At 61.3% G+C, this 20280-nt stretch carries 19 protein-coding genes and 1 other RNA gene; 10 read left to right on the top strand and 10 right to left on the bottom strand.

Annotation, left to right across the window (positions count from 1 at the left end; all coding sequences use genetic code 11):
- Positions 1-69 precede the first annotated feature (69 nt).
- Both J5289_RS13360 and metF read left to right on the top strand, forming a co-directional pair.
- Entirely contained in the window at positions 70-1095 is a 1026-nt protein-coding gene (locus J5289_RS13360; RefSeq protein WP_209184188.1) for a metalloregulator ArsR/SmtB family transcription factor, read from the top strand.
- Position 1096: 1 nt separating this feature from the next.
- The gene (gene metF / locus J5289_RS13355; RefSeq protein WP_209184186.1) at positions 1097-2002 is read left to right on the top strand and encodes a methylenetetrahydrofolate reductase [NAD(P)H]; all 906 of its coding nucleotides are present in this window, start codon (positions 1097-1099) and stop codon (positions 2000-2002) included.
- 373 nt (positions 2003-2375) lie between these two features.
- On the opposite strand, the gene J5289_RS13350 is transcribed toward metF, so the two are convergent.
- The 6 genes from J5289_RS13350 to J5289_RS13325 form a co-directional block, all read right to left on the bottom strand.
- Entirely contained in the window at positions 2376-3296 is a 921-nt protein-coding gene (locus tag J5289_RS13350; RefSeq protein ID WP_209184184.1) for a DMT family transporter, read from the bottom strand.
- A 155-nt stretch (positions 3297-3451) separates the two neighbouring features.
- Positions 3452-4042, bottom strand: coding sequence for an AAA family ATPase (locus J5289_RS13345; protein WP_209184183.1), 591 nt, complete (start codon positions 4040-4042; stop codon positions 3452-3454).
- A 226-nt stretch (positions 4043-4268) separates the two neighbouring features.
- The gene (locus tag J5289_RS13340) at positions 4269-5498 is read right to left on the bottom strand and encodes a lytic murein transglycosylase (RefSeq protein WP_209184181.1); all 1230 of its coding nucleotides are present in this window, start codon (positions 5496-5498) and stop codon (positions 4269-4271) included.
- A 78-nt stretch (positions 5499-5576) separates the two neighbouring features.
- Positions 5577-6368 (bottom strand): GH25 family lysozyme, encoded by a 792-nt coding sequence (locus J5289_RS13335; RefSeq protein ID WP_209184179.1) that lies wholly within the window; start codon positions 6366-6368, stop codon positions 5577-5579.
- Between the two features lie 135 nt (positions 6369-6503).
- On the bottom strand, positions 6504-7178 hold the full coding sequence (locus J5289_RS13330; protein ID WP_209184177.1) for a class I SAM-dependent methyltransferase: 675 nt from the start codon (positions 7176-7178) through the stop codon (positions 6504-6506).
- Positions 7175-8422, bottom strand: a complete 1248-nt coding sequence (locus J5289_RS13325) for a DUF3419 family protein (protein ID WP_142823212.1) — start codon at positions 8420-8422, stop codon at positions 7175-7177. Before J5289_RS13325 ends, J5289_RS13330 begins: the two co-directional genes overlap by 4 nt.
- A 174-nt stretch (positions 8423-8596) precedes the next feature.
- Between J5289_RS13325 and J5289_RS13320 the strand changes: the two genes are divergently transcribed.
- Entirely contained in the window at positions 8597-9991 is a 1395-nt protein-coding gene (locus J5289_RS13320) for a serine hydrolase (protein WP_209184169.1), read from the top strand.
- Here the strand turns inward: J5289_RS13320 and J5289_RS13315 are convergent.
- The 4 genes from J5289_RS13315 to J5289_RS13300 form a co-directional block, all read right to left on the bottom strand.
- The gene (locus J5289_RS13315; RefSeq protein WP_142823210.1) at positions 9985-11124 is read right to left on the bottom strand and encodes a lytic transglycosylase domain-containing protein; all 1140 of its coding nucleotides are present in this window, start codon (positions 11122-11124) and stop codon (positions 9985-9987) included. The two genes, J5289_RS13320 and J5289_RS13315, sit on opposite strands and share 7 nt — an antisense overlap.
- A 112-nt stretch (positions 11125-11236) precedes the next feature.
- A complete protein-coding gene (locus J5289_RS13310) occupies positions 11237-11872 on the bottom strand; it encodes a LysE family translocator (protein WP_142823209.1) in 636 nt (211 codons plus the stop codon).
- Between the two features lie 57 nt (positions 11873-11929).
- A complete protein-coding gene (locus J5289_RS13305; RefSeq protein ID WP_209206517.1) occupies positions 11930-13141 on the bottom strand; it encodes a pyrophosphate--fructose-6-phosphate 1-phosphotransferase in 1212 nt (403 codons plus the stop codon).
- 83 nt (positions 13142-13224) lie between these two features.
- Entirely contained in the window at positions 13225-14103 is an 879-nt protein-coding gene (locus tag J5289_RS13300) for a DMT family transporter (RefSeq protein ID WP_209184165.1), read from the bottom strand.
- 226 nt (positions 14104-14329) lie between these two features.
- Between J5289_RS13300 and J5289_RS13295 the strand changes: the two genes are divergently transcribed.
- The 7 genes from J5289_RS13295 to rsmH all read left to right on the top strand — a co-directional run bounded on the left by J5289_RS13295 (position 14330) and on the right by rsmH (position 20279).
- Entirely contained in the window at positions 14330-15037 is a 708-nt protein-coding gene (locus J5289_RS13295) for a DnaJ family molecular chaperone (protein ID WP_142823206.1), read from the top strand.
- The gene (locus J5289_RS13290; RefSeq protein WP_142823205.1) at positions 15034-15795 is read left to right on the top strand and encodes an N-acetylmuramoyl-L-alanine amidase; all 762 of its coding nucleotides are present in this window, start codon (positions 15034-15036) and stop codon (positions 15793-15795) included. Before J5289_RS13295 ends, J5289_RS13290 begins: the two co-directional genes overlap by 4 nt.
- A 282-nt stretch (positions 15796-16077) precedes the next feature.
- On the top strand, positions 16078-16635 hold the full coding sequence (locus J5289_RS13285) for a lytic transglycosylase domain-containing protein (RefSeq protein WP_142823204.1): 558 nt from the start codon (positions 16078-16080) through the stop codon (positions 16633-16635).
- A gap of 100 nt (positions 16636-16735) precedes the next feature.
- The gene (locus J5289_RS13280) at positions 16736-17929 is read left to right on the top strand and encodes an FAD-binding oxidoreductase (protein ID WP_142823203.1); all 1194 of its coding nucleotides are present in this window, start codon (positions 16736-16738) and stop codon (positions 17927-17929) included.
- 67 nt (positions 17930-17996) lie between these two features.
- Positions 17997-18393, top strand: an RNA gene (rnpB, locus tag J5289_RS13275) — RNase P RNA component class A.
- Between the two features lie 405 nt (positions 18394-18798).
- Positions 18799-19236 carry a division/cell wall cluster transcriptional repressor MraZ gene (gene mraZ / locus J5289_RS13270; protein WP_209184256.1) on the top strand — a complete coding sequence of 146 codons (438 nt, stop codon included), beginning with the start codon at positions 18799-18801 and terminating at the stop codon, positions 19234-19236.
- 17 nt (positions 19237-19253) lie between these two features.
- Entirely contained in the window at positions 19254-20279 is a 1026-nt protein-coding gene (gene rsmH / locus J5289_RS13265; RefSeq protein ID WP_142823202.1) for a 16S rRNA (cytosine(1402)-N(4))-methyltransferase RsmH, read from the top strand.
- Position 20280: the final 1 nt, after the last annotated feature.

The raw sequence follows: 20280 nt of genomic DNA, 5'->3' as shown, positions 1-20280 counted from the left end.
TCCATTTCCCACTTGCGCCATTGCCCTCAATCACATAAAGATATGTTTATGTCTTGATTGGGTGAGCGTATGGCGGATCTTGTTAAATTTGGTCTCGAGGGGCTGGTCGATGTCCTGAAAGCAGCAGGCGAGCCGACGCGGCTCCGGCTGCTGGCGCTGCTGGCCGCCGGCGATTTGACGGTCACCGACCTCACCGAAATCCTCGGTCAATCCCAACCGCGTATTTCGCGCCATCTGAAGCTTCTGGGCGAGGCGGGCCTGATCGATCGCTACCAGGAGGGCGCCTGGGCCTATTTCCGCCTGAAGCAGGATGGTGCTGCCGTGCATCTCGCCCGCACGCTGCTGCGCCACGCCGACGAGAGCGACCCTGTCCTGCTGCGCGACAGCGAACGTCTCGGTTCGGTGAAGCATGTACGCGCCGAGCGTGCCCAGGCCTATTTCAGCCACAACGCTGCCGAATGGGATGAGCTCCGCCGCCTGCATGTGGCCGACGAGGATGTCGACGCTGCGCTGAAGCAGCTGATCGGCACCCGGCCGATCGACACGTTTCTCGATCTCGGCACGGGAACGGGGCGCATGCTTCAGCTGCTGTCCGGCGTCTACCGCCGCGCCATCGGCGTCGATGCCAGCCGCGACATGCTGGCAGTCGCGCGCGCCAATCTCGACAAGGCGAATATCACCACCGCCTCGGTGCGCCACGGGGATATCTTCAACCTGCCGCTCGAGGCGCAGGATTTCGACCTGATCACCATTCATCAGGTCCTGCATTTTCTCTACCAGCCGGAACTGGCGATCGGCGAGGCGGCGCGCATGCTGCGGCCGGGCGGCCGGCTTGTGATCGTCGATCTCGCCCCGCATGCGCTGGAATACCTGCGCGACGACCATGCCCATCTCCGCCTCGGCTTCAGCCACGCGACGATGGAAGAGTGGTTGAAGAAGGCCGGGCTGGAGCTCGAGGAGGTCAGGGACCTTCATTCCGGAAAGCAGAGTGGCGAGGATCTGACGGTAACGATCTGGGTGGCGCGCGATCCGCGCCTGCTGATCGCGACCAGTGAAAGCCGTCAACCAACATTACGCGCAGAAAAGAGGGCGTGACATGACTTCTACACCGGACACAGGGCGCAGCGACGTCAGCATCTCCTTCGAGTTCTTTCCGCCAAAGACACCCGACATGGAAGGCCAGCTTTGGGCCGCCATCACGGAGCTGACGGAATGGCAGCCCGAATTCGTCTCCGTCACCTATGGGGCCGGCGGTTCGACCAAGGCACCGACGCTGAATACCGTGCGCCGGATGATCGCCGAGACGCCACTGCCGACTGCCTCGCACCTGACCTGCGTCAGTGCCACGCGCGAAGACACACACCGGGTCGTCGATGAGTTGCGTGCGGCCGGCGTCAGGCACTTCGTTGCCCTTCGCGGCGATCCGCCCGGCGGCATCGGCACCGCTTACCAGCCACATCCCGGCGGCTACGAGAATGCCGCAGCGCTGGTGGCGGGCTTGCGCGATATCGGCGACTTCGAGATCTCGGTGTCTGCCTATCCGGAGAAGCACCCGGAGAGCCGCGACACGGCTGCCGATATCGACATGCTGAAGCGCAAGGCCGACAACGGCGCCGACCGTGCTCTGACCCAGTTCTTTTTCGACAATGACGTCTTCGAGACCTACATGGAGCGGGTGCGGGCGGCCGGTATCGCCATTCCCGTGCTGCCGGGCATCATGCCGATCCAGAACCTGACGCAGCTAAAGCGCTTTGCCGGCATGTGCGGCACTAGTATCCCGTCCTATCTGGACGAACGCTTTGCCGGGCTCGACGACAAGCCTGAAGAGCGGGCCAAGGTGGCGGCCGATGTCGCGGCAGAGCAGATCGAGGATCTCGTGCGCCGGGGCCACCGTGAATTTCATCTCTATACGATGAACCGCGCTCCCCTGGTCGGCGCCGTGCTCGAGCGACTGGGTTTCAAGCGCACCAAGATTGCAGCGGCGGCAGGCGCTGCTGCCTAACGACGGAAAAAGCGCCGGCCTTTTCAGGACCGGCGCTCATTTCAAACCCGTATGTTAAGCTTAGAGAAGCCTGCATTTCCGGTCGCGGATTGCCGCGAACGGCGTCTCAGATGAATAGCATCGTCACGACGAACATAAATGCTGCACTGATCAGAAGGACGTTGATGGATTGCGTCAGTCCCATGGTCTGCCTCCTCCGTTAACCCTTAAAGCCTATGTCACAAATATGTCGCCCGAAAGCAATTTCCATACTGCACCGCAGCGGGCTGTGCGAGATTCGCTAATGTTTTGTCGTTAGCCGTTGATTCTAAACGTCAAAATAATTGTGTATTTCTTCACGAATCCTAACGCCAGATTAACGCCATGCCTTCGCTTATCTCTTTGCCGTCGAAGGTGCCCTTCGCGAAAAAAGCCGTCCGTCGAGGATGACAAGGCCGAGACCGATCAGCAGCATGCCGGCGACCTGCGTGGCGCCCAGCCGTTCGCCCAGAAAGACGAAGCCCAGGAGGATGGCGCTCGGTGGAACCAGCAAGGTGACCAACGACGTGTTGGTGGCGCCGGCAAGCGTCATGATGCGGAAATAGAGAATGTAGGCGAAGGCGGTCGACAGCAGGGCCAGGGCGACAATGGCAGCAATCGTCTGCATCGGCGGCATGGCGAGCGTCCAGGGTTGATCGACCAGCAGCGAAACCGGCAGCATGATGAGCGACGAGCCGGTCAGCTGGCCGGCGGCGGTCACCGGCGCGGGGATGCCCTTGAAGCGCTTGGAATAGACGCCGGCAAGGCCATAGGACATGGCGGCGACGATGGGCAACAGCAGCGCCCAGAGCGGCGCACCTGCGGCATCCAGCGCTCCCGGCCCCACCAGCACGACGGTGCCTATCAGCCCGACGAAGCAGCCGATGATTTTCGCCCGACCGGGCTTCTCGTCCTGCGTCGCGTAATGGGCGACGATGACCGTCCAGATCGGCGTCGTGGCGTTCAGCACCGAGGCAAGGCCGGCGCCAATCTCGGTCTCGCCGAGAAAGATCATGGCGTGGGGAATGGCGTTGTTGATCAGCCCGAGCAGCAAGAATTGCCGCCAGTGGCTGCGCAGCAGGCCGTAGATACCGTATCGGCCACCGATATAGAGATGCAGCGCCGCGGCGGCCAAAATCAGCCGCAGGAAGACCAGCGTGAACGGCGGCACATCGTGCACAGCGATACGCGCAAAGAAAAACGACCCGCCCCAGATCAGGCTGAGGAGCACAAGCAGCCCCCAGGTCACCGCATTCATGCGATTGTCAGCTTCCATCCCGGCTCCCCCAGTCCAAAGCAACACAATCGCAGCTCCCACCCCCTGCATCCAGCCGATTCCCGCTTGCCGTGCAAGGGGTGTTAGGTTGGGGCGGAGTTGGTGAAGGGGGGCGGTGAGGAGATCCTAAACAATCCCCCGTTTTATTGGCAAACTCAGAATTGTCGTGACCTTGCACTGATCTCAAGCTGCACCAGCTCGTCACACAGATTGGATACGGCGACGGCGTCGGAGGTGTCGAGGGTGGTTATGTCATGGCTGCGAGCGGCGAGGTACATTTCCGCATTGTCACGCAAGGATCGTTCTATGAATTTGTCGATGATGCTGCGTCTGGCTTGATCGCGCTGGGCATATTCGGCCTCGGATCGCATTCTTTCCCGAAGGACGTCGTTGTCGGCATACAGGAAAACAGCAGAGATCTCGTCAGAGACAAGCGGCGCTATGAACTCGGGGCGAAGCGCAGAGCCTTCGATTATAAAAGGTGTTCTGGCATGGACCCTGGCGTCGATCTGCTGCCGTATGGCCGGCCACATGTTTTCGTGATGGACCCTTAGAAACCAATAGATGGTCTCATCGGAAAGCCGGGAATAATATTCAGCGACAGGCGGCCGTACCTCCGGCCAAGGGCGCCCGGGATGACGGGCGAGGCTATCCGTTGAAATCATGTCACATCCAAGCTGGCGAGCGAGGCGCGTCGCCAATGTCGTCTTGCCTACGTTGGAACTGCCGGAAATCAATATGCCCATGCGTTCCTGTCTCCACAGTTGGAATATTCCGGTGAAGCCGTAAGCTGTGTGCCTGATCTTTTCGATGCCGTGAAGTCGCCGGTCTGGAACGAAGTGTGCCTGCGTTCTCTTTGACGTCGCTAAAGCAAAGGCTGCCGAAACTTGATGTGCTAGGCACTTGACTGCACTTTGGCTGTCATTCCAAGGGCGGTCTTCACAGCCGCCCTATCCTCGATAGTCTGCGTCTTCAAAGCGCGTTCAGCAGCGCTTCCGTGGCCCAGCCGTCGGCGGGGAGGCCGAGGCGGAACTGTTCTTTCTGGATGGCAATGCGGGTGCCGGAGCCGAGGATGCCGTCGATCTCGCCGACGTCGTAGCCGTGCGCCTTGAGCTTGGTCTGGAGCGCTCGCATGTCGGTGTCGCTCAGGCCCTTCTCCGGCGTGCCCTTGTTATAGGTCGGGGCGCCCGCGAAGCGGGTCGCGAGATAGGCGGCCGACGTCGTGTAGATGAACGACTGGTTCCACGCCAGATAGACGTTGAAATTAGGGTAGGTGAGGAAGGCCGGACCGAAGCGGCCCTGCGGCAGAATCAGCGCAGAGACCAGATTGCCGAAGGAGGTGTTGCCGTCGCGTGGCTTGACACCGAGGGCGAACCAGTCGGCGGCGGTCATGGTGCCACCGATGCCTGATTTTTCATATGGAAGCGTCGCCGGAAGCGTCACCTCCTGGAGCCAGGGCTGGCCGCGCTGGAAGCCCAGCGACTGCAGGAAGTTGGCAGTCGTCAGGATGACGTCCGGGGCGCTCTCGCGCAATTTTACCAGGCCGTCTCCATCGCCGTCCTCGCCATAAGCGATGATGGTCTTCGGCAGCAGCTGCGTCTGGCCGATCTCGCCGGCCCAGGCGCCCTGGGTCGTTGCAGGTTCGACATCGTTGCGCTGGACGAGTTCGCTGAGTGCGATCAGCTGTTCGCGGAAGCGGTCCGGACGGCGGCAGTCATGGGCGAGCGTGACGAGAGCGTTGCGGGTGTTGAAATCTCCCTGGACGGCGCCAAAGTCGGTTTCCATGGCCCAGAAGGCGGTGATGACGCCGGCCGGTACGCCGTGTTCCTTCTCGGCGCGCGCGAAGACGTCGGCGTACTGCGCCATCTTTTTGCGGCCGATATCGAGGCGCGCCTGGCTGACGGTGCGCTGCGAGAATTCGAGGAAGGTCTGCTTGAACACGCCCTGGGCGCGGTCGCGGGCGAGGACCTTGGGGTCGATCTGGGCGCCGGCGACCGTCTTTTCAGCGGCTTCCGGCGTTACGCCTGCCTTGATAGCATCGGCCTTGACGCCTTCGAGAAATGTGGAGAGGTCACCGCCGCAGGCGGCTGCCGGTGTTGGGTTCTGCGGGGCCGGGGCGCTCGTCTGGGCCGCGGCAGCACCTGCCATTGTTGATGCGAAGATCATCGCGAGTGCAGTGCGTCGAGCGTTGAAGCGGTCCATGGGCGGTCCTCGTTGCTTACGGATGAGGTCGCTTTCCCAGAACATGAGCTTCGATGCAAGAAGGAAATGGCGCTGGCTTCAAGAATTCTTGAGCTTCGTGACCGCCTCGACCCAGTTCCGCCAGTTCTTTTCGTTGCCGGCAAAGACGTTGATGTCCGTTGGCCCCTTGATGCCCGGAATGACGCCGGTGGAGGTATATTGCCAGAAGGCCCAGCGGCGATCGGCATAGGTGACGCCGGGATGCTTGGCAACCGAGCGGACCCAGAAGTGGTAGTCCTTGAAGTAGCCGACGAGGTTGTCGCGGTGAAAATCGACGGACGTGTAGATGATCGGCCGCATGTGATAATAGGCCTCGAGGCGGTCCATGAAGCGCTGCAGTTGCGCCCGTACGGTAACCGCATCGGGGCGCAGCCGGCAGGTTTTGGATTCCGCGTTCCATTCGACATCGAGCACCGGCGGCAGCACCATGGCCGATTTCGGCACGTTGCGGATAAACCAGTCGGCCTGCTCGTCGGCGGAAGAGCAGAAATAGTAGAAGTGGTACGGCGCGCTCGGGATGCCGGCAGCGCGCGCCTCGCTCGAATATTCCTGGAACTTGGTGTCGATGATATCCTTGCCTTCGGTCGCCTTGATGAAGGCGAAGGCTACGCCGGACGACTTGACCGTCCGCCAGTCGATGTCGCCCTGCCATTTGGAAATGTCGATGCCGTGGATGGGGTGCAGTTGCGGATGGTCGGCGCCGAAATCCTGCGGCTTGGTATCGCGGAAGCGAGATTTCGGGATCGACTTCGTCTCCATGAAGTCATAGCTCGAATTGCAGCCGCTCAGCAGCAGGACCAACGGCAGTAAACATAACAAAAGCCGGCGCATGGGCGTCCCGTATCCAGGTGAGGTGTTATTCTGCCCAAGTTCAAGTTTTCGGCCGACGAATCGCAGCCGTGGCGGAAAAGGCACTGAAGCCGTTCTCATCATATCAACGTAAAAAATGCGTTATCTTCAAGCTAATTATGCGCGCGCGGTCACAATAACTGCCCGTATCGCATAGCCGCGGCCGATATCTTCGACGGAAAGCCTGGCGCCCAGCCTGTTGCAGCGCTCTTCCAGTACGGCCTGCAGGTCTGCGCGGGGTGTCACATGGAAGCTTCGCAGCCACGACTGCAGCCCCTTGCGGAACCAGCCGGGCAGGCGCTGCTGCTGGCCGAAGTCGACGATATGCAGTTCACCGCCGGGGTTCAGGGCATCGATTGAGGCGTCGATGGCGGCTTTCCAGTCGGGGATCATCGACAGCGCGTAGGAGATCATGATCCGGTCGAAACCTTCTGTGCCGAAATCCTGCGCGGTGAAGCTGGTCGCATCGGCAACCTTGAAATCCGGCATCGGCGATATGCCGCGAAAGCTCGCTCGGGCCGATATCAGCATCTCCTGCGAGATGTCGAGGCCGAAGAGCCGGGCGGATGGGAAGCGGCGGTGGGCGTAGAGCAGGTTGCGGCCGGTGCCGCAGCCGACTTCCAGGAGCGAGCCGCCAAAGGGCATATTGAGATGGTTGATCGTGCGGTCGCGACCGAACAGGTAGTATTTGCGCGTCAGGTCGTAGATGTGCCGCTGGTAACGGTACATGCCGTCCATCAGGCCGGCATGGCCGCCGACTTCAGGCTCCGGGCCGGCCTCGACGCGGCTCATGGCTTTTTACCGTAGATGTGGAAGCCGCCATAGATGGCCGAGCGGTCTCGAGCGTTGAGGGCGTGCGAGCGCTCCTCGACATATTCCCACTGGTCGCGGATGGCGGGAGACAGGCGCCCCTCGATGATGCTTTTCTCGGCGGCCGTGCGGAAAATGACCCGGGCGCCCGGTGCCGCTGTGCGGCTGATCTCGGCCCACAGTTCGTTGAGCTGGGCGTCGTTCATCCAGTCCTGCGCGTCGAGAAGCACATAGCGATCCATCGACGCTGCCTGCTTGGTGGCGAGCAACTCGGTGAAGTTCAGATGATGGACGGTGACGCGCTCTGCATTGGCCCGGATCGCTGCAAAGTGTTCCGGTCTGAGGTAGGTCGGCAGGGGCCCCTTGTCGGCTTCGGGATAGCGACGGGCGAAGGCCTGCCAGGCGAAATAGTTTTCGCTCATCGGGAAATGGCAGATGAGCTTTTCCAGCCGGTACTTCAGGACCGCAGCGATGGAGCCGTCGCCGGCAAGGCTTGCCAGTTCGTCGTATTGCTGCGGGGGAATGCCCAGGCCGAAGAGCGAGCTCTTGCGACCAAGCAGCCAGCGCACCATGCGCCGCTCGAAGACCGGCGAGATCTCGGTATCGAAGAACTGGCGCTGCTCCTGCAGGGTGCGGGCTTCCGTAAGCTTTGCAAACTTGACGCCGTGCAGGCGGCCGAGCAGATGGGCGGCGCCGATAAAGCGGCCAAGCAGGCCGGTGCGGTAGATGTTGCGGTTGAATACCGTGACGCGGCGACGGCCGAGCATGTCGCGGCCGTTCCAGTAGGCGCCGGTCGCCTCATCGAGGCCGGGTGCGATGAAGCGATCGAATGCCTGACTATTGACGCCGACATCCGGCGTGCCGAAGAAGCGGACGACATCGCCGTGGCCGGGCAGCAGCCGGAAGGCGGCGAGCTTCAGCCTGTTCAGCGCGATATGGTGCGGATTGAGATCGACGACGTCGATAGAGGCGGGGTTTTGCGAGAGGTAGGCGAGCATGTTGCAACCGCCGGAGCCGATTGTGACGATGCGGTGGTGCGGACGGAGTTCCATTGCCTCCATGTCGACATCCGGGTCTTCCCAGATCTGCGGGTAGACGAGGCCGGAAAACAGAAGGCCGAACAGGCGCTCGGAAAAGCCGGCCTTTGACAGCGCCTTGTGCTGGAGGAGCGCGTCTTTGATCTTCCTGTTCTTCGGGAAGCTGCTGTCCGAAGCGAATTCCGTCATGATTCGTCACCCCGTTGCGGTTCGGCGCATGTAACGCGGCAGTGCTACAGCCGCGTGACAGGCCGGCGCGGCGGGGCAGCGGCCAGCATGGCCCTCTCGGTCTATTGATAGGTCACCTCTTGATCGCTGCCGACTTTGCTGCTTGTTTCGTCATCGAACTGGCGGAGACATGCGATGCGTTTGAGAGCGAAGATCGGGCTGGGATTGGCGGGGTTCATGATGGCGGGCGTGGCGGGTGCCGCTGCCTGGCTCGCCATCGCGCCCCCCGATCTGCTGAGGGTTGCCGATGGCTATGCCGCCAAGATAGTCTGCTCCGGCGTCTTCATTTCGGGCCGGGATCCCCAGGCTATTCTCTCCGAAGACGTGCAGGCGCCCGGCAATCCGGCGCTGAGGCTCGTTCGCCTCTCCATTTCCCGCGACGAGGGCGTCGTCTCTGCCCGGATGCTCGGCCTGTTTGCTCCCAATTTCGCCGTCTATCGCGGGCCGCTCGGTTGCGCCAGCGTGCCCGACGGGGACATGAAGATGGCCGCACACTTGTCGATGCCTCGCGTTCCGGTCGTGACGGGACGGGATGCCGACTGGCCGGACGGCGATAACGCAGCCGGCGAACCCAATGCCGCTATCTCGGACGTGATCAAGGATCCTGCCGTTGGCGGGCCCGGGATGCGGGCGATCGTGGTCATTAAGGATGGCAGGCTGGTGGCCGAAAGCTATGGCAAAGGCTTCGATGCCGGCATGCCGCTGCTCGGCTGGTCGATGACCAAGACTGTTAATTCAGCGATTATCGGGCGCCTCATGCAGGCGCGGCGGATGTCCTTCGATGATGCCGACCTGCTTCCGGAATGGCACGGCGACAGCCGATCGAAGATCACGGTGGCAAACCTCCTGGCGATGGAAAGCGGTCTTGCCTTCAACGAATCCTATGGCTCGGTCACCGATGTCACGCGGATGCTCTTCCTGGAGCCGGACATGGCGGCGATGGCTGCAAGCGCGCCGCAGGTCTCTCCTCCAAAGCAGGAATTTCATTATTCCACGGGGACTGCGGTGCTGCTGTCGCGGATCTGGATGAACAGGTTCGACAATCAGCACGCGGCCCGGGACTACCCCCACGATGCCCTGTTTGCCCCGCTCGGCATGTCGAGCGCCGTGCTGGAGGCCGACGAGCACGGCACCCTTGTCGGCGGATCCTATCTCTACGCGACGGCCAGGGACTGGGCGCGGTTTGGGCAATTCCTGCTTCAGGATGGCGTCTGGCACGGGCAGCGGTTGCTATCGGAGGGCTTCGTGGGCGCGATGCGGACGCCGACAAAAGCATCAAACGGGATATTCACCCAAGGCCAGGCGTGGTTGTCAGCCCCGGGCGGTGGAAGCCGGCATTTCGGATTGCCGCTGGATACGTTCTGGCTGGTTGGGCATGACGGGCAGAGCGTTGCGATCGTGCCGTCGGCCAATATCGTTGTCGTTCGCCTCGGACTTACTCCAGACGAATTGAACTATCGGCCTCAGATTCTTGTGCAAAAGATCGTCGATGCGCTCAAAACTGTAAAAACCCAAAGGCAACCTCAGTAGTTGCCGTTGGCGACGTTGGTCATGCCCTTGTTCTTGGCATCGTAGTAATAGCCACGCGCGTAAAGGGCGACTGCGGTGTCGAGCTTGTTGTCGGCCACCATCCATGCACCGCGCAGATACTTTGCGGCATACTTGATGTTGGTCTCGGCATCGAAAAGGCCGGAGGCTGGGCCGTCGTAGCCCATGGATTTTGCCGTGTTGTACTTGATTTGCATCAGGCCGAAATAGCCGCGATTGTTGAAAGCCTTTGGATCATAGCGGCTTTCTCGGTGCACGACGCGGTGGATTAGTGCTGCCGGCACCTGATAGAGTTTCGCATATTTCTCGATCAGCGTGGTGATGTGGCCCTTTTCCTCGGAGGACACATTGTCATCGCTTCTCTCTTCCAGAACGGCAGGTACGATGCTCGGGCCTGTCGTGTCGAAGTTGAAGTCGTAATGAAGACGGTTGTCCGCGTAGCTGAGGTTTGCAGCCTGAGAGGGGGCGGCATAGGCAACCTGCGTCGCGGTGAAGGGGCTGGCTTCGCCCGGGCGTGGTGTCGGCACGACTGCCTGGATCGCTACCATTTCCGGCGTCATCGGGATAGCGTTGCCGCTTTCAACCAGCGCCGAGCTCAAGGCCGGGGTCTGCGTGAGATCCCCGGGGCGGGAAGGATTGGGTGTGGGAATGGCAACCACTGACGGGATTAGCATATCGTCTGAAGAGGCATAGGCGGCGGACGCCGAGGTATTTGCCGCAGGAGCGCCGGTGACCGAAGCAATGGCGACCTGCGCCTCGCTGCCCTTGCCGGATTTTCCAGCAGGTTGCCCCATGCGGTCCTGCATATTCGAGGCCTGGTCGGCCGGCAGGCGTGGGCCTATCGCCGCAGCTGTCTCGGTCCCTGGCAGGCGGCCGGATTTCGAAAGGGTCGCTGTCGCCTGTGGCTGGGCCTGCGACACAATCGCCGTCGTGGAACCGGGCGTTGCTGTTGTGGAAACTTGTGCCGTCGATGTCGGGTGGGGGACGTTTGTCGTCGTATGAGAGAGATCTGCCTGGGATGTCTGCTGCTGGGTGGCACAACCGGCGAGGCCACCGCAAAGGATTGCCGAGACGGCGACGCTGCGCTTCAGGCTCGTAAATCCGCTGGCTATCATGCTGTCTCTTTCGAAAATTGCGTTCCACCTGCGATGCAATTCGGTCACAGGGGAATTAAATTATGAACGCCAATTAACCTATTCGTGACAGCCCCGCAAGGTGGGACGGCGACTAAGCCGCCATTCGCCGGTATCCGGCCGTGACGGCGCCGGCCGCAATCAGCAACGTTCCCCCTGTCCTGTTGACCGCGCGCTGCACGCTGGCCTTGCGGATGTAGCCGCGCGCAACGTCGGCCAGCAGGCCATAGAGAAACGCATTGAGGGCTGCGAGGACGAGGAAAGTTGCTTCCAGGATAAGGGTTTGCGGCAAGAACGGCTTGCCGAGGTCGAGGAACTGCGGAACGAAGGCAATAAAGAAGATGATACTTTTAGGATTGAGTGCCGTTACAACATAGGCGTGCAGGAAAATCTTGGACGATCTTTCCTCGGGAAGGTTATCGTTGTCGCCCATCGGGCCGGTCACGACAGGGGCGCGCCAGAGCTTGATGCCGAGAAACATCAGGTAGCCTGCGCCGATCAGTTTGAGCACCGTGAACAGGCCTGCCGAAGTTGCCAGCAGGGCACCGAGGCCGGCAAGCGAGGCGGTCATCGCGGTGAAGTCGCCGAGCGTCACCCCGGCAACGGTTGCGACCGTCGTGCGCCGGCCGTGGCCAAGCGCATACGATATCACCAACAGGATCGTCGGGCCGGGGATAGCCAGCATGACGGCAGAAGCGGCGGCGAAGGCAAGCCAGGTTTCAACGGACATCGAATCATCCTCATCCCATCCGCCACCAGCGAAGACACCGTCTTCACGCTTCGTCAATCATCCTTCGCGGTATTGCTGGCCAATGTGGTCCATCACTTCGCCGAACCACTTTGCCGACATGTCGAACTTCTTGCCGCCCTTGATGCGCGGGAACTCGATTGTACGCAGCTTTCCGCCCTGGCCTTCGTCATGGCCGGTGACGCCGGAGACCTTGTTGAGGGCGCTTTCGACTGCGAGGTCGACCATGCCCTGGATCAGCCTGAGATCGTCGATATTGGCCGGCGCCGAGCGGGCGAAATAGCCGGATTTCTGGACCATGGACCGATCGGCATCGAGCAGGGCTGCAAACTGCTTCTGGAACCAGTTGCCGACATTGATGCTGTCGAGCTTCACGTGGCCGAAGGCATCGCGCTTGATGTTTTCGCCGGCAGCTTCGCGCTCGGCGATGATGGCATCGACACAGGCACCTTCGGAGACGAAGAGCGTCACATGGCCGTTCTTGTCCATCATCTCTTTCAGCCTGGCGGCCTCGGAATGGATGTCGAAAGCCATCTCCGGCAGGTAGAGACCGTCGATACTCTTCATCGCGGCGTTGGTCATCATGCCATCGACATATTCGTTGGCGCTGGTCTTCTGGATGTAGGCGCGCGCCGTTGCTGCCGTCAGCCAGCCGCAGCTGCGGCCCATGACCTCATGGATGACCAGCGAGCGCGGTGCCGCCGTTTGCTCGTTGCTGACATTACCGAAGAAGTGGGCGCCGACTTCGGCTGCCGTCCAGGCGCCAAGCGACTGCCGGATCGGCACGACGTCGTTATCGACCGTCTTCGGCAGTCCGACGACGGTGAGGTTGTAGCCGTTGGCGCCGAGGTAGGCAGCGAGATCGGCTGCCGTCGTGTTTGTATCGTCTCCGCCGATGGTGTGGAGGATGGTGACGCCGTCGGATGCCAGCCGTTCTGCAGCGACACGCAACGGGTTCTCGCCTTCCTTCACCATCCCACGCTTGACGAGGTCGGCGGCGTTGGTGAGCTTGACGCGGCTGTTGCCAATCGGCGATCCGCCATAGCGATGCAGCAGGTGCGCCTTTTCACGCATGGCGGGGGTGATTTCGATTCGGTCGGCCGTCAGGACACCTTGGTAGCCGGAGCGATAGGCAATCAACTCGATGTCGGGCGCGATGTCCGTGTAGCGCTCTATCAGCCCGCCAACAGCGGACGACAAGCAGGGCGCGAGCCCTCCGGCGGTGAGCATTGCGACTTTCTGTCTGGCCATGGTTGCCTCCTTGCAAGGTCAGTGCATCAACTCGGTGTTGCCTGATGGATGCGACAGGTGGGGAGGGCTGTAAAGTAAAGAATTTACGAATGGCGTGCTTTGCGGCCGAGCCAGACGACGAAGGCGACCAGCATCGCGAAGCCCACGGTCTCCAGCCCGACATGCTCGCCAAGGAGGAGGGCGGAAATGCCGAGCGTGAAGAAGGTCTGCATCAGCTGGACCTGGGCCACGCGGCCGATGCCGCCGATCGCAAGCCCCGCATTCCAGAAGAGAAAGCCGGCAAACATCGACATCAACCCGAGATAGGCAAAGGCGCCCCACGCTGTCACCGTTGGCGCGTGAAAACCGTTCGAGGCTGTCATGGCGGTACCGATGAGCGAGATCGGCAGGGTCACGACCAGCGCCCAGCAGATTGCCTCCCAGCCCGACAGGCTGCGCGAAAGCCTGCCGAGCAGGACATAGCCGAGCGCCACGATGACCGCGGCGGCAAACAGCCAGAGGTCGCCGGGCTGCATCTGGAAACCGTTTTGCGTCACCGAGAAGCTGACGACCAGGGTGGCGCCGATGACGCCGCAGATCCAGAACAGGATCCCGGGTCGCTCGCCGTCGATGATGGCGGCAAAGATCGCCGTCAACAGCGGCAGCAGGCCGAGGACGACGGCGCCGTGGCTTGCCGGGATGGTCTGCATGGCGATTGACGAAAAACCGGGAAAGGCGAAGACAACGCAGAGGCCGGCAGCGAACAACTGACCGAAGTGACCGCGCGGCAGCGGTCGGCGGCGCAGGACGAGCAGCGTCACGATGGCGGCAGCGGAGGCGACCAGCGCGCGGCCGAAGGTAATGAAGGCCGGGGAGAAACCTTCCAGTGCAATATGGGTGAAAGGCAGCGTTGCACTGAAAATGAGGACGCCGATCAGCCCGAGGGCGAGGCCAAGAAGCTGCGGTCGGTCTGCAAAGGGCATGGTGGCTCCGGGATAAGGGTGACGCCAGCGCTTACAGGCCGGAGCGCCCCTGTCCAATTCATTTGACTTATGCGGGCAACATCGAAACCGATGGGAGCGGCATTTATGGTTAGATCATTACCTATTCGTGAAAGGTGTTTTCAACGCTGCGGCCAATGGTCAGCTTGCATTCGCCACCATTCTTTGATCAACGTGTTGCTCATTCTTTGGAGTAATCGGGATCGTCATGTCTATCTGGGAAAAGCTGCTGAATGCCGTCGGCACCGCGGGGAATGCCCTGTCAGGCGTGGTCGAAGCCATCCGGACGTTGTTCGAAGGCGATCCCGAAACCCGCCGCAAGGTGGCGTTCTCGGTCGCGATCATCGCGCTTTCTGCCAAGATGGCGAAGGCAGACGGTGTCGTCACCGAGAATGAAGTCAATGCCTTCCGCGAGATTTTTGAGTTTCCGGATGACCAGGCGAAGAATGTCGCGCGCCTCTACAATCTGGCGCGCCAGGACGTTGCCGGCTACGAGGCCTATGCCGAACGGCTGGCAACGCTGTGCGTCACTTGCAGCGAAAACTGCCCCGTGCTCGAGGACGTGCTGGACGGCCTGTTCCACATTGCCAAGGCCGACGGATTGATCCACGAGAAGGAAATCTCGTTCCTCGCCCACATCGCCGAGATCTTCCAGATGGACGAAGAACGCTTCGAGCAGATCATGGCGCGGCATGTCTCCGGTAACGGGCGCGATCCCTACAAGGTTCTGGGCGTCAAGCCTTCCGACGATTTCCCGACCATCCGCAAGCGCTACCACGGCCTGGTTTACGAACACCATCCCGACCGCCTCGTATCGCGTGGCGTGCCCGAGGAGTTCCACGTCATCGCCAACGAGCGGATGGCGGCACTGAACGCTGCCTACGAGGAAATCGAGAAGGAACGCCGCGCCGCATGACATCGTTTGCGGCTGACTACAGCGGTGCCCTGGTGCAACCGTCTCCGAACCACGGCGAGCGGGCAGGTGGGCGCAAGCCGGATATGATCCTGTTGCACTATACCGGCATGGGCACGGCCGATGGCGCCCTCGACTGGCTCTGTCGGACGGAAAGCCAGGTCTCCAGCCACTATTTCATCCATGAAGACGGCCGGGTGCTGCAACTCGTGCCCGAAGCGCGTCGTGCCTGGCATGCGGGCAAGGGTGTCTGGCGCAAGGAAAACGATATCAACTCGCTCTCCATCGGCATCGAGATCGCCAATGCAGGCCACCCGGGCGGCTTGCCACAATTCCCCGATGCGCAGATCGATGCGGTCATTGAATTGTGTCGCGATTGCGGCGAGCGCTGGTCCATAGCGCCGGAAAGGGTGCTCGGTCACTCCGATATAGCACCCATTCGCAAGGTCGATCCCGGCGAGCGCTTTCCGTGGGCAAGGCTGCATGCCGCAGGGGTCGGTCACTGGGTGGAGCCATCGCCGATATCCGGGGGGCGCTTTTTCCAGATGGGCGACAGCGGGCAGCCGGTCGAGGCGCTGCAGTCGATGCTGTCACTCTATGGTTACGGCACGGAAATCAATGGCGATTTTTCCGCAGCCATGGCCGGCGATGTCGAGGCTTTCCAGCGGCATTTCCGCCAGGAACGGGTCGACGGGATCGCCGATTTCTCGACCATCGATACGCTGCATCGCCTGCTGCGGGCGTTGCCGCACTTCGCCTGAAGATTGCACCTGTCCAATTGTCTTTTGAATGCCTGCTTACGGCTTCCGGCATCGCAAAAGGCTGCAGATCCGGACGCTGCCACAGCATTTCCCTATTATCTGCGCATTGCGATGGTCTAACGGCGCCGATGAACAGCGGCGCTGAACCGTTCACTTATCCGGAACAGCAGCCGTAGACGACAACGTGGATTTTTGCGGGAACTGGCCATCGAGATGGCTATCCCGACGGCAGGGCAGCGCCATGCGCCGCTGCCGCGATCCCACCCGGAGACGAGAGACTGAATGAAAAATTTGATTGTTGCGACGGCAGCATGCGCAAGCATGTTGCTGATGGGATACGATTGCGCTTTTGCAGGCCAGCACCGGGTCAGGGTCGAGACGAAATCGTTCAAGACACTCGGCCGCAGCATCGGTTACGCCAGGCAGGATGCAACGGCTAGCACCGGCAACACCGTTGTTCCGGGTCCGAGCGACAATCGCTATTCCGAGATCATCACCAAATATGCCAGGCAGAACGGCGTCGATGTCGCGCTGGCAACGGCAGTCATCAAGATCGAAAGCAACTTCAACCCGCGTATGCGCGGCAGCCATGGCGAGGTCGGCCTGATGCAGGTGAAGCCGGCAACGGCACGGATGATGGGTTATTCCGGCTCGGTCAAGGGGCTCGCCGATCCCGATACCAACATCCGCATCGGCATGAAATATCTGGCCCTGGCGCAGACGCTCGGCGGTGGCGAGACTTGCAATACTATCCTCAAATACAATGCCGGCCATGGCGCGACGCGCATGAACCCGGTGTCCAAGCGGTACTGCGGCAAGGTGCTGGCGCTTCTCGACTAGGCGGCAAGTGCTTGAAGACGAATTGTTTATCAGGTGAACTTCGTCTGGAAATCCAGCCGATTGTCATGCTATCGATTCCCGATATCGATGGAGACCTAACATGGCAGCGGATTTCAAGTTCATCGTCATCGGTCGCGGCATGATGGGGGCGGCGGCTGCTCGCCACCTCGCCCGCCAGACGAACGGCGTCGCCGTGATAGGGCCTGACGAACCTGCGGATCGGAAGGTCCACAGCGGCGTCTTCGCCAGCCATTATGACGAGGGTCGTATCACCCGGACGATAGATCCCGATCCGAACTGGGCCTTGCTGGCAAACCGGTCGATTGCGCGCTACCGCGAACTGGAGCGGGAAAGCGGCATTGCCTTCTACTCCCAGGTTGGCTGCCTTGCGGTCGGGCCGAGGCAGGGTGGCGCAGATGCCTATATCGATCACGTCGCCAAAGCTGCCGAGGCTCTGAAAGTGCGTACCGAGCGGTTTGATGACGATGGCCTGCGTGCCCGGTTTCCATTCTTTGCGTTCGACCGCGGCAGCGAGGGCATCTATGAGCCACAGGGTGCCGGCCATATCAGCCCGCGCCGGCTGGTGAAGGCGCAATCGCTGCTTGCCGAAAAGGTCGGGGCGAAGGTGCTGAAAGAGACCGTAGTATCGATCCGCGACGAGGGCGGCATTGCCGTGGTGACGACGGGCGAGGGTAACGTCTACCGGGCGGAGAAGGCGCTGCTGGCTGCCGGCGGGTTTTCCATTGCCGCCAGCCTGTTGGCGGCTCCGGTCGAGATGATTGTCCGTGGCCGGACGATTGCCTATTTTGAGATCAGCGAAGCCGATGCAATGGCGCTCGGAACCATGCCGTCGCTGATCACCAAGGGCCCTGATGACGTCGACAGCATTTATTTGCTGCCGCCGATCCGATATCCCGACGGCAAGTATTACCTCAAGATCGGCGGGGATCCCGACGACTACGACATCACCAGCGACGCCGAGATGCGTGCCTGGTTTCGCACCGATGGCCGGGCCTCGGTACGCGATCACCTGACGCGGATCGTTCGACGGCTGGTTCCCGATTTGCGGCCGTTGTCGATATCGTCGGGCGCCTGTGTCACCTCCTATTCACCGTCGACCTATCCGATGATCGGCTACACGGCGTCGCCGCGGATTGGCGTCCTGACCGGCTGCAGCGGCACGTCGGCGAAGAGTTCGGATGAAATCGGCCGGCTTGGTGCCGAATTGCTGCTCGAGGGTCGAATCAACGACGACGCCTACAGCACGGATTTTGCACCATATTTTCGCCAGTGAGCGGATTTGCCGGCGGTCGTTGGATTTAAGGTGGCAATTGCCTGCGGCCTCGGCTAATGAGCGCCTACCAGTTGGCCGGGCAGCCGCGCTTCACAATGTCGAAAGGCGGTGGGGTGAGGAAAGTCCGGGCTCCACGGAAACACGGTGCCGGATAACGTCCGGCGAGGGTGACCTCAGGGAAAGTGCCACAGAAAGTAAACCGCCCGGTCCCGACCGGGTAAGGGTGAAAGGGTGGGGTAAGAGCCCACCGCGTCTCTGGTGACAGCGACGGCATGGTAAACCCCACCGGGAGCAAAACCGAATAGGGATGACGCGGGGCGCGCAAGCGCACCAGCCTGTTTCCGGGCCTGTCATCCGGGTGGGTTGCACGAGGCGGCACGCAAGTGTCGTCCCAGATGAATGGCTGCCACGTTCCGACTTCGGTCGGGGCCTTACAGAACCCGGCTTACAGGCCAACTGGTAATTTTTTTCGAGCACTGCGGTGGCGCCTCGCGCCCTTTATTTGCGGTCGCTAATCGATAGTCAAATGTCCAATTTTTTCAAGCAATGCGATCGCCTCTCAGGCGCTCGCGGCGGGCAAATGCCGCACTTCCTAACCTTTCGTTAAGCTTAACGGCCTATGAATATGGGGGACTGCAACCGGCTTCCGCAGGCCGTATCCCATTGACGCCCATATGGTCCCATGGTATCCCAAATTCGCACTGCACAGGGGCAAATCAAGGCCCAATCATCGCAAAGTAAAGGTCGTGCTCCTCTCGGGGAGACCGGGAAGACAATAGTTTTTCCGGCGGGCGAAGCTTTGTGCGATGGCGGCAGTGAATGTGGGCGAAGGATTTTCGCGCGACCAATGGAAACGGGTGTTTCGCGTCATGAAACGCTTCCTGTCGAATGCGACGAACAAGATCGATGCCAAGGGCCGCGTTTCCGTGCCTTCGGTATTTCGATCGGTGCTGTCGGAGCGCGCCATTCCGGAGCTGTACTGCTTCCAGGATTTCGTGTTCCCGGCGATCAGCATCGGCGGACTGGATCTGCTCGACCGGTTCGAGCAACAGATTGCGGCGGAAGATCCGTTTTCGTCGCAGGCGAATCAGATGTCGCTCCTCATCCATGGGGGCGGGGTCTTCATGAAGCTCGATGCCGAGGGACGGTTGATGGTCACGGATTTCATCCGCGATTTCACCGGAATCACCGACGAGGTGACCTTCGTGGGTCGGGCGGACTACTTTCAGCTTTGGGAGCCGCAGGCGTTTCAAGCCCTGCAGGCAACCTCAAGAGAGGAGCGCAGGCTGGCGGGCATGCGTTCCTGATACAACGAGGGGACGGAATGGAAGCTCAACCTGGCGGAGATTGTGCTGAAGCCGGTGGCGGGCCGCTTCGTCATATTCCGGTTCTCCTGGCCGAAGTCGTAAGGGCGCTGGAGCCTGCGCCCGGCAAGGTCATTCTCGACGGCACGTTCGGGGCTGGCGGCTATACGTCGGCGCTGTTGGCGTCGGGCGCCGATGTGATTGCGCTCGACCGCGATCCGACGGCGATTGCGGCAGGCCAGGCGCTAGTCGAAGCTCATCCCGGCAAACTTACTCTCATTCACTCGCAATTCTCGCAGCTGGCAGAGCATGCTCCTGAGGGCGGTCTCGACGGCATCGTTCTCGATATCGGCGTATCCTCGATGCAGATCGACGAGGCCGAGCGCGGCTTCTCGTTCCAGAGGAACGGTCCGCTCGACATGCGCATGTCTGCAAAGGGCGTGTCTGCTGCCGACGTCATCAACAATGCCAAGCTCGCCGACCTGATCCGAATCTTCGTCTTTCTCGGCGAGGAGAAGCAGGCGCCGCGCATTGCCCATGCCATCGAGAAGCGCCGTGCCGAAAAGCCTTTCGAGACCACGCGTGATCTTGCAGGACTGATCGAGCTGGTGACGCCCCGCAAGGCCAAGGACAAGATCCATCCAGCGACCCGTGTCTTCCAGTCGCTGCGCATCTTCGTCAACGACGAACTCGGTGAACTCGCAGAAGCGCTGTTTGCCGCCGAGCGGGCTTTGAAGCCCGGCGGCCGCCTCGTCGTCGTCACCTTCCATTCGCTGGAAGACCGGATCGTCAAGAAGTTCCTCACCGATCGTTCGGGCCGCTCGACGGGCTCGCGCCATATGCCAGTCGTCCACGAGCGGGCGGCGACTTTCGATGCCATCGGCAAGCAGGTCGTCTCGGCCGGCGAGGTCGAGGCCGAGCTCAATCCACGTGCCCGTTCGGCCAAGCTGCGTGCTGCTGTGCGAACCGCTGCGCCGGCAGAAGCAGCCGACGTCTCGATTTTCGAGCTGCCGAACCTTGCCACCCTTGCAAAGCTTGGAGGTTGAG

The organism is Rhizobium sp. B230/85 (assembly GCF_019355735.1).
Taxonomy (GTDB): domain Bacteria; phylum Pseudomonadota; class Alphaproteobacteria; order Rhizobiales; family Rhizobiaceae; genus Rhizobium; species Rhizobium rhododendri.
Note: the sequence above shows the minus strand (reverse complement) of the source record. Positions and strands in the feature narration are given on the sequence as shown.

What these genes read in the sequence shown, in the direction of transcription:
- J5289_RS13320 (WP_209184169.1), top strand. Translation starts at nt 8,597, where the DNA reads ATGCGTTTGAGAGCGAAGATCGGGCTGGGATTGGCGGGGTTCATGATG.
- J5289_RS13360 (WP_209184188.1), top strand. Translation starts at nt 70, where the DNA reads ATGGCGGATCTTGTTAAATTTGGTCTCGAGGGGCTGGTCGATGTCCTG.
- J5289_RS13330 (WP_209184177.1), bottom strand. Translation starts at nt 7,178, where the DNA reads ATGAGCCGCGTCGAGGCCGGCCCGGAGCCTGAAGTCGGCGGCCATGCC.
- J5289_RS13310 (WP_142823209.1), bottom strand. Translation starts at nt 11,872, where the DNA reads ATGTCCGTTGAAACCTGGCTTGCCTTCGCCGCCGCTTCTGCCGTCATG.
- J5289_RS13340 (WP_209184181.1), bottom strand. Translation starts at nt 5,498, where the DNA reads ATGGACCGCTTCAACGCTCGACGCACTGCACTCGCGATGATCTTCGCA.
- J5289_RS13350 (WP_209184184.1), bottom strand. Translation starts at nt 3,296, where the DNA reads ATGGAAGCTGACAATCGCATGAATGCGGTGACCTGGGGGCTGCTTGTG.
- mraZ (WP_209184256.1), top strand. Translation starts at nt 18,799, where the DNA reads ATGAAACGCTTCCTGTCGAATGCGACGAACAAGATCGATGCCAAGGGC.
- J5289_RS13315 (WP_142823210.1), bottom strand. Translation starts at nt 11,124, where the DNA reads ATGATAGCCAGCGGATTTACGAGCCTGAAGCGCAGCGTCGCCGTCTCG.
- J5289_RS13335 (WP_209184179.1), bottom strand. Translation starts at nt 6,368, where the DNA reads ATGCGCCGGCTTTTGTTATGTTTACTGCCGTTGGTCCTGCTGCTGAGC.
- J5289_RS13305 (WP_209206517.1), bottom strand. Translation starts at nt 13,141, where the DNA reads ATGGCCAGACAGAAAGTCGCAATGCTCACCGCCGGAGGGCTCGCGCCC.
- J5289_RS13295 (WP_142823206.1), top strand. Translation starts at nt 14,330, where the DNA reads ATGTCTATCTGGGAAAAGCTGCTGAATGCCGTCGGCACCGCGGGGAAT.
- J5289_RS13325 (WP_142823212.1), bottom strand. Translation starts at nt 8,422, where the DNA reads ATGACGGAATTCGCTTCGGACAGCAGCTTCCCGAAGAACAGGAAGATC.
- metF (WP_209184186.1), top strand. Translation starts at nt 1,097, where the DNA reads ATGACTTCTACACCGGACACAGGGCGCAGCGACGTCAGCATCTCCTTC.
- J5289_RS13280 (WP_142823203.1), top strand. Translation starts at nt 16,736, where the DNA reads ATGGCAGCGGATTTCAAGTTCATCGTCATCGGTCGCGGCATGATGGGG.
- J5289_RS13300 (WP_209184165.1), bottom strand. Translation starts at nt 14,103, where the DNA reads ATGCCCTTTGCAGACCGACCGCAGCTTCTTGGCCTCGCCCTCGGGCTG.
- rsmH (WP_142823202.1), top strand. Translation starts at nt 19,254, where the DNA reads ATGGAAGCTCAACCTGGCGGAGATTGTGCTGAAGCCGGTGGCGGGCCG.
- J5289_RS13285 (WP_142823204.1), top strand. Translation starts at nt 16,078, where the DNA reads ATGAAAAATTTGATTGTTGCGACGGCAGCATGCGCAAGCATGTTGCTG.
- J5289_RS13290 (WP_142823205.1), top strand. Translation starts at nt 15,034, where the DNA reads ATGACATCGTTTGCGGCTGACTACAGCGGTGCCCTGGTGCAACCGTCT.
- J5289_RS13345 (WP_209184183.1), bottom strand. Translation starts at nt 4,042, where the DNA reads ATGGGCATATTGATTTCCGGCAGTTCCAACGTAGGCAAGACGACATTG.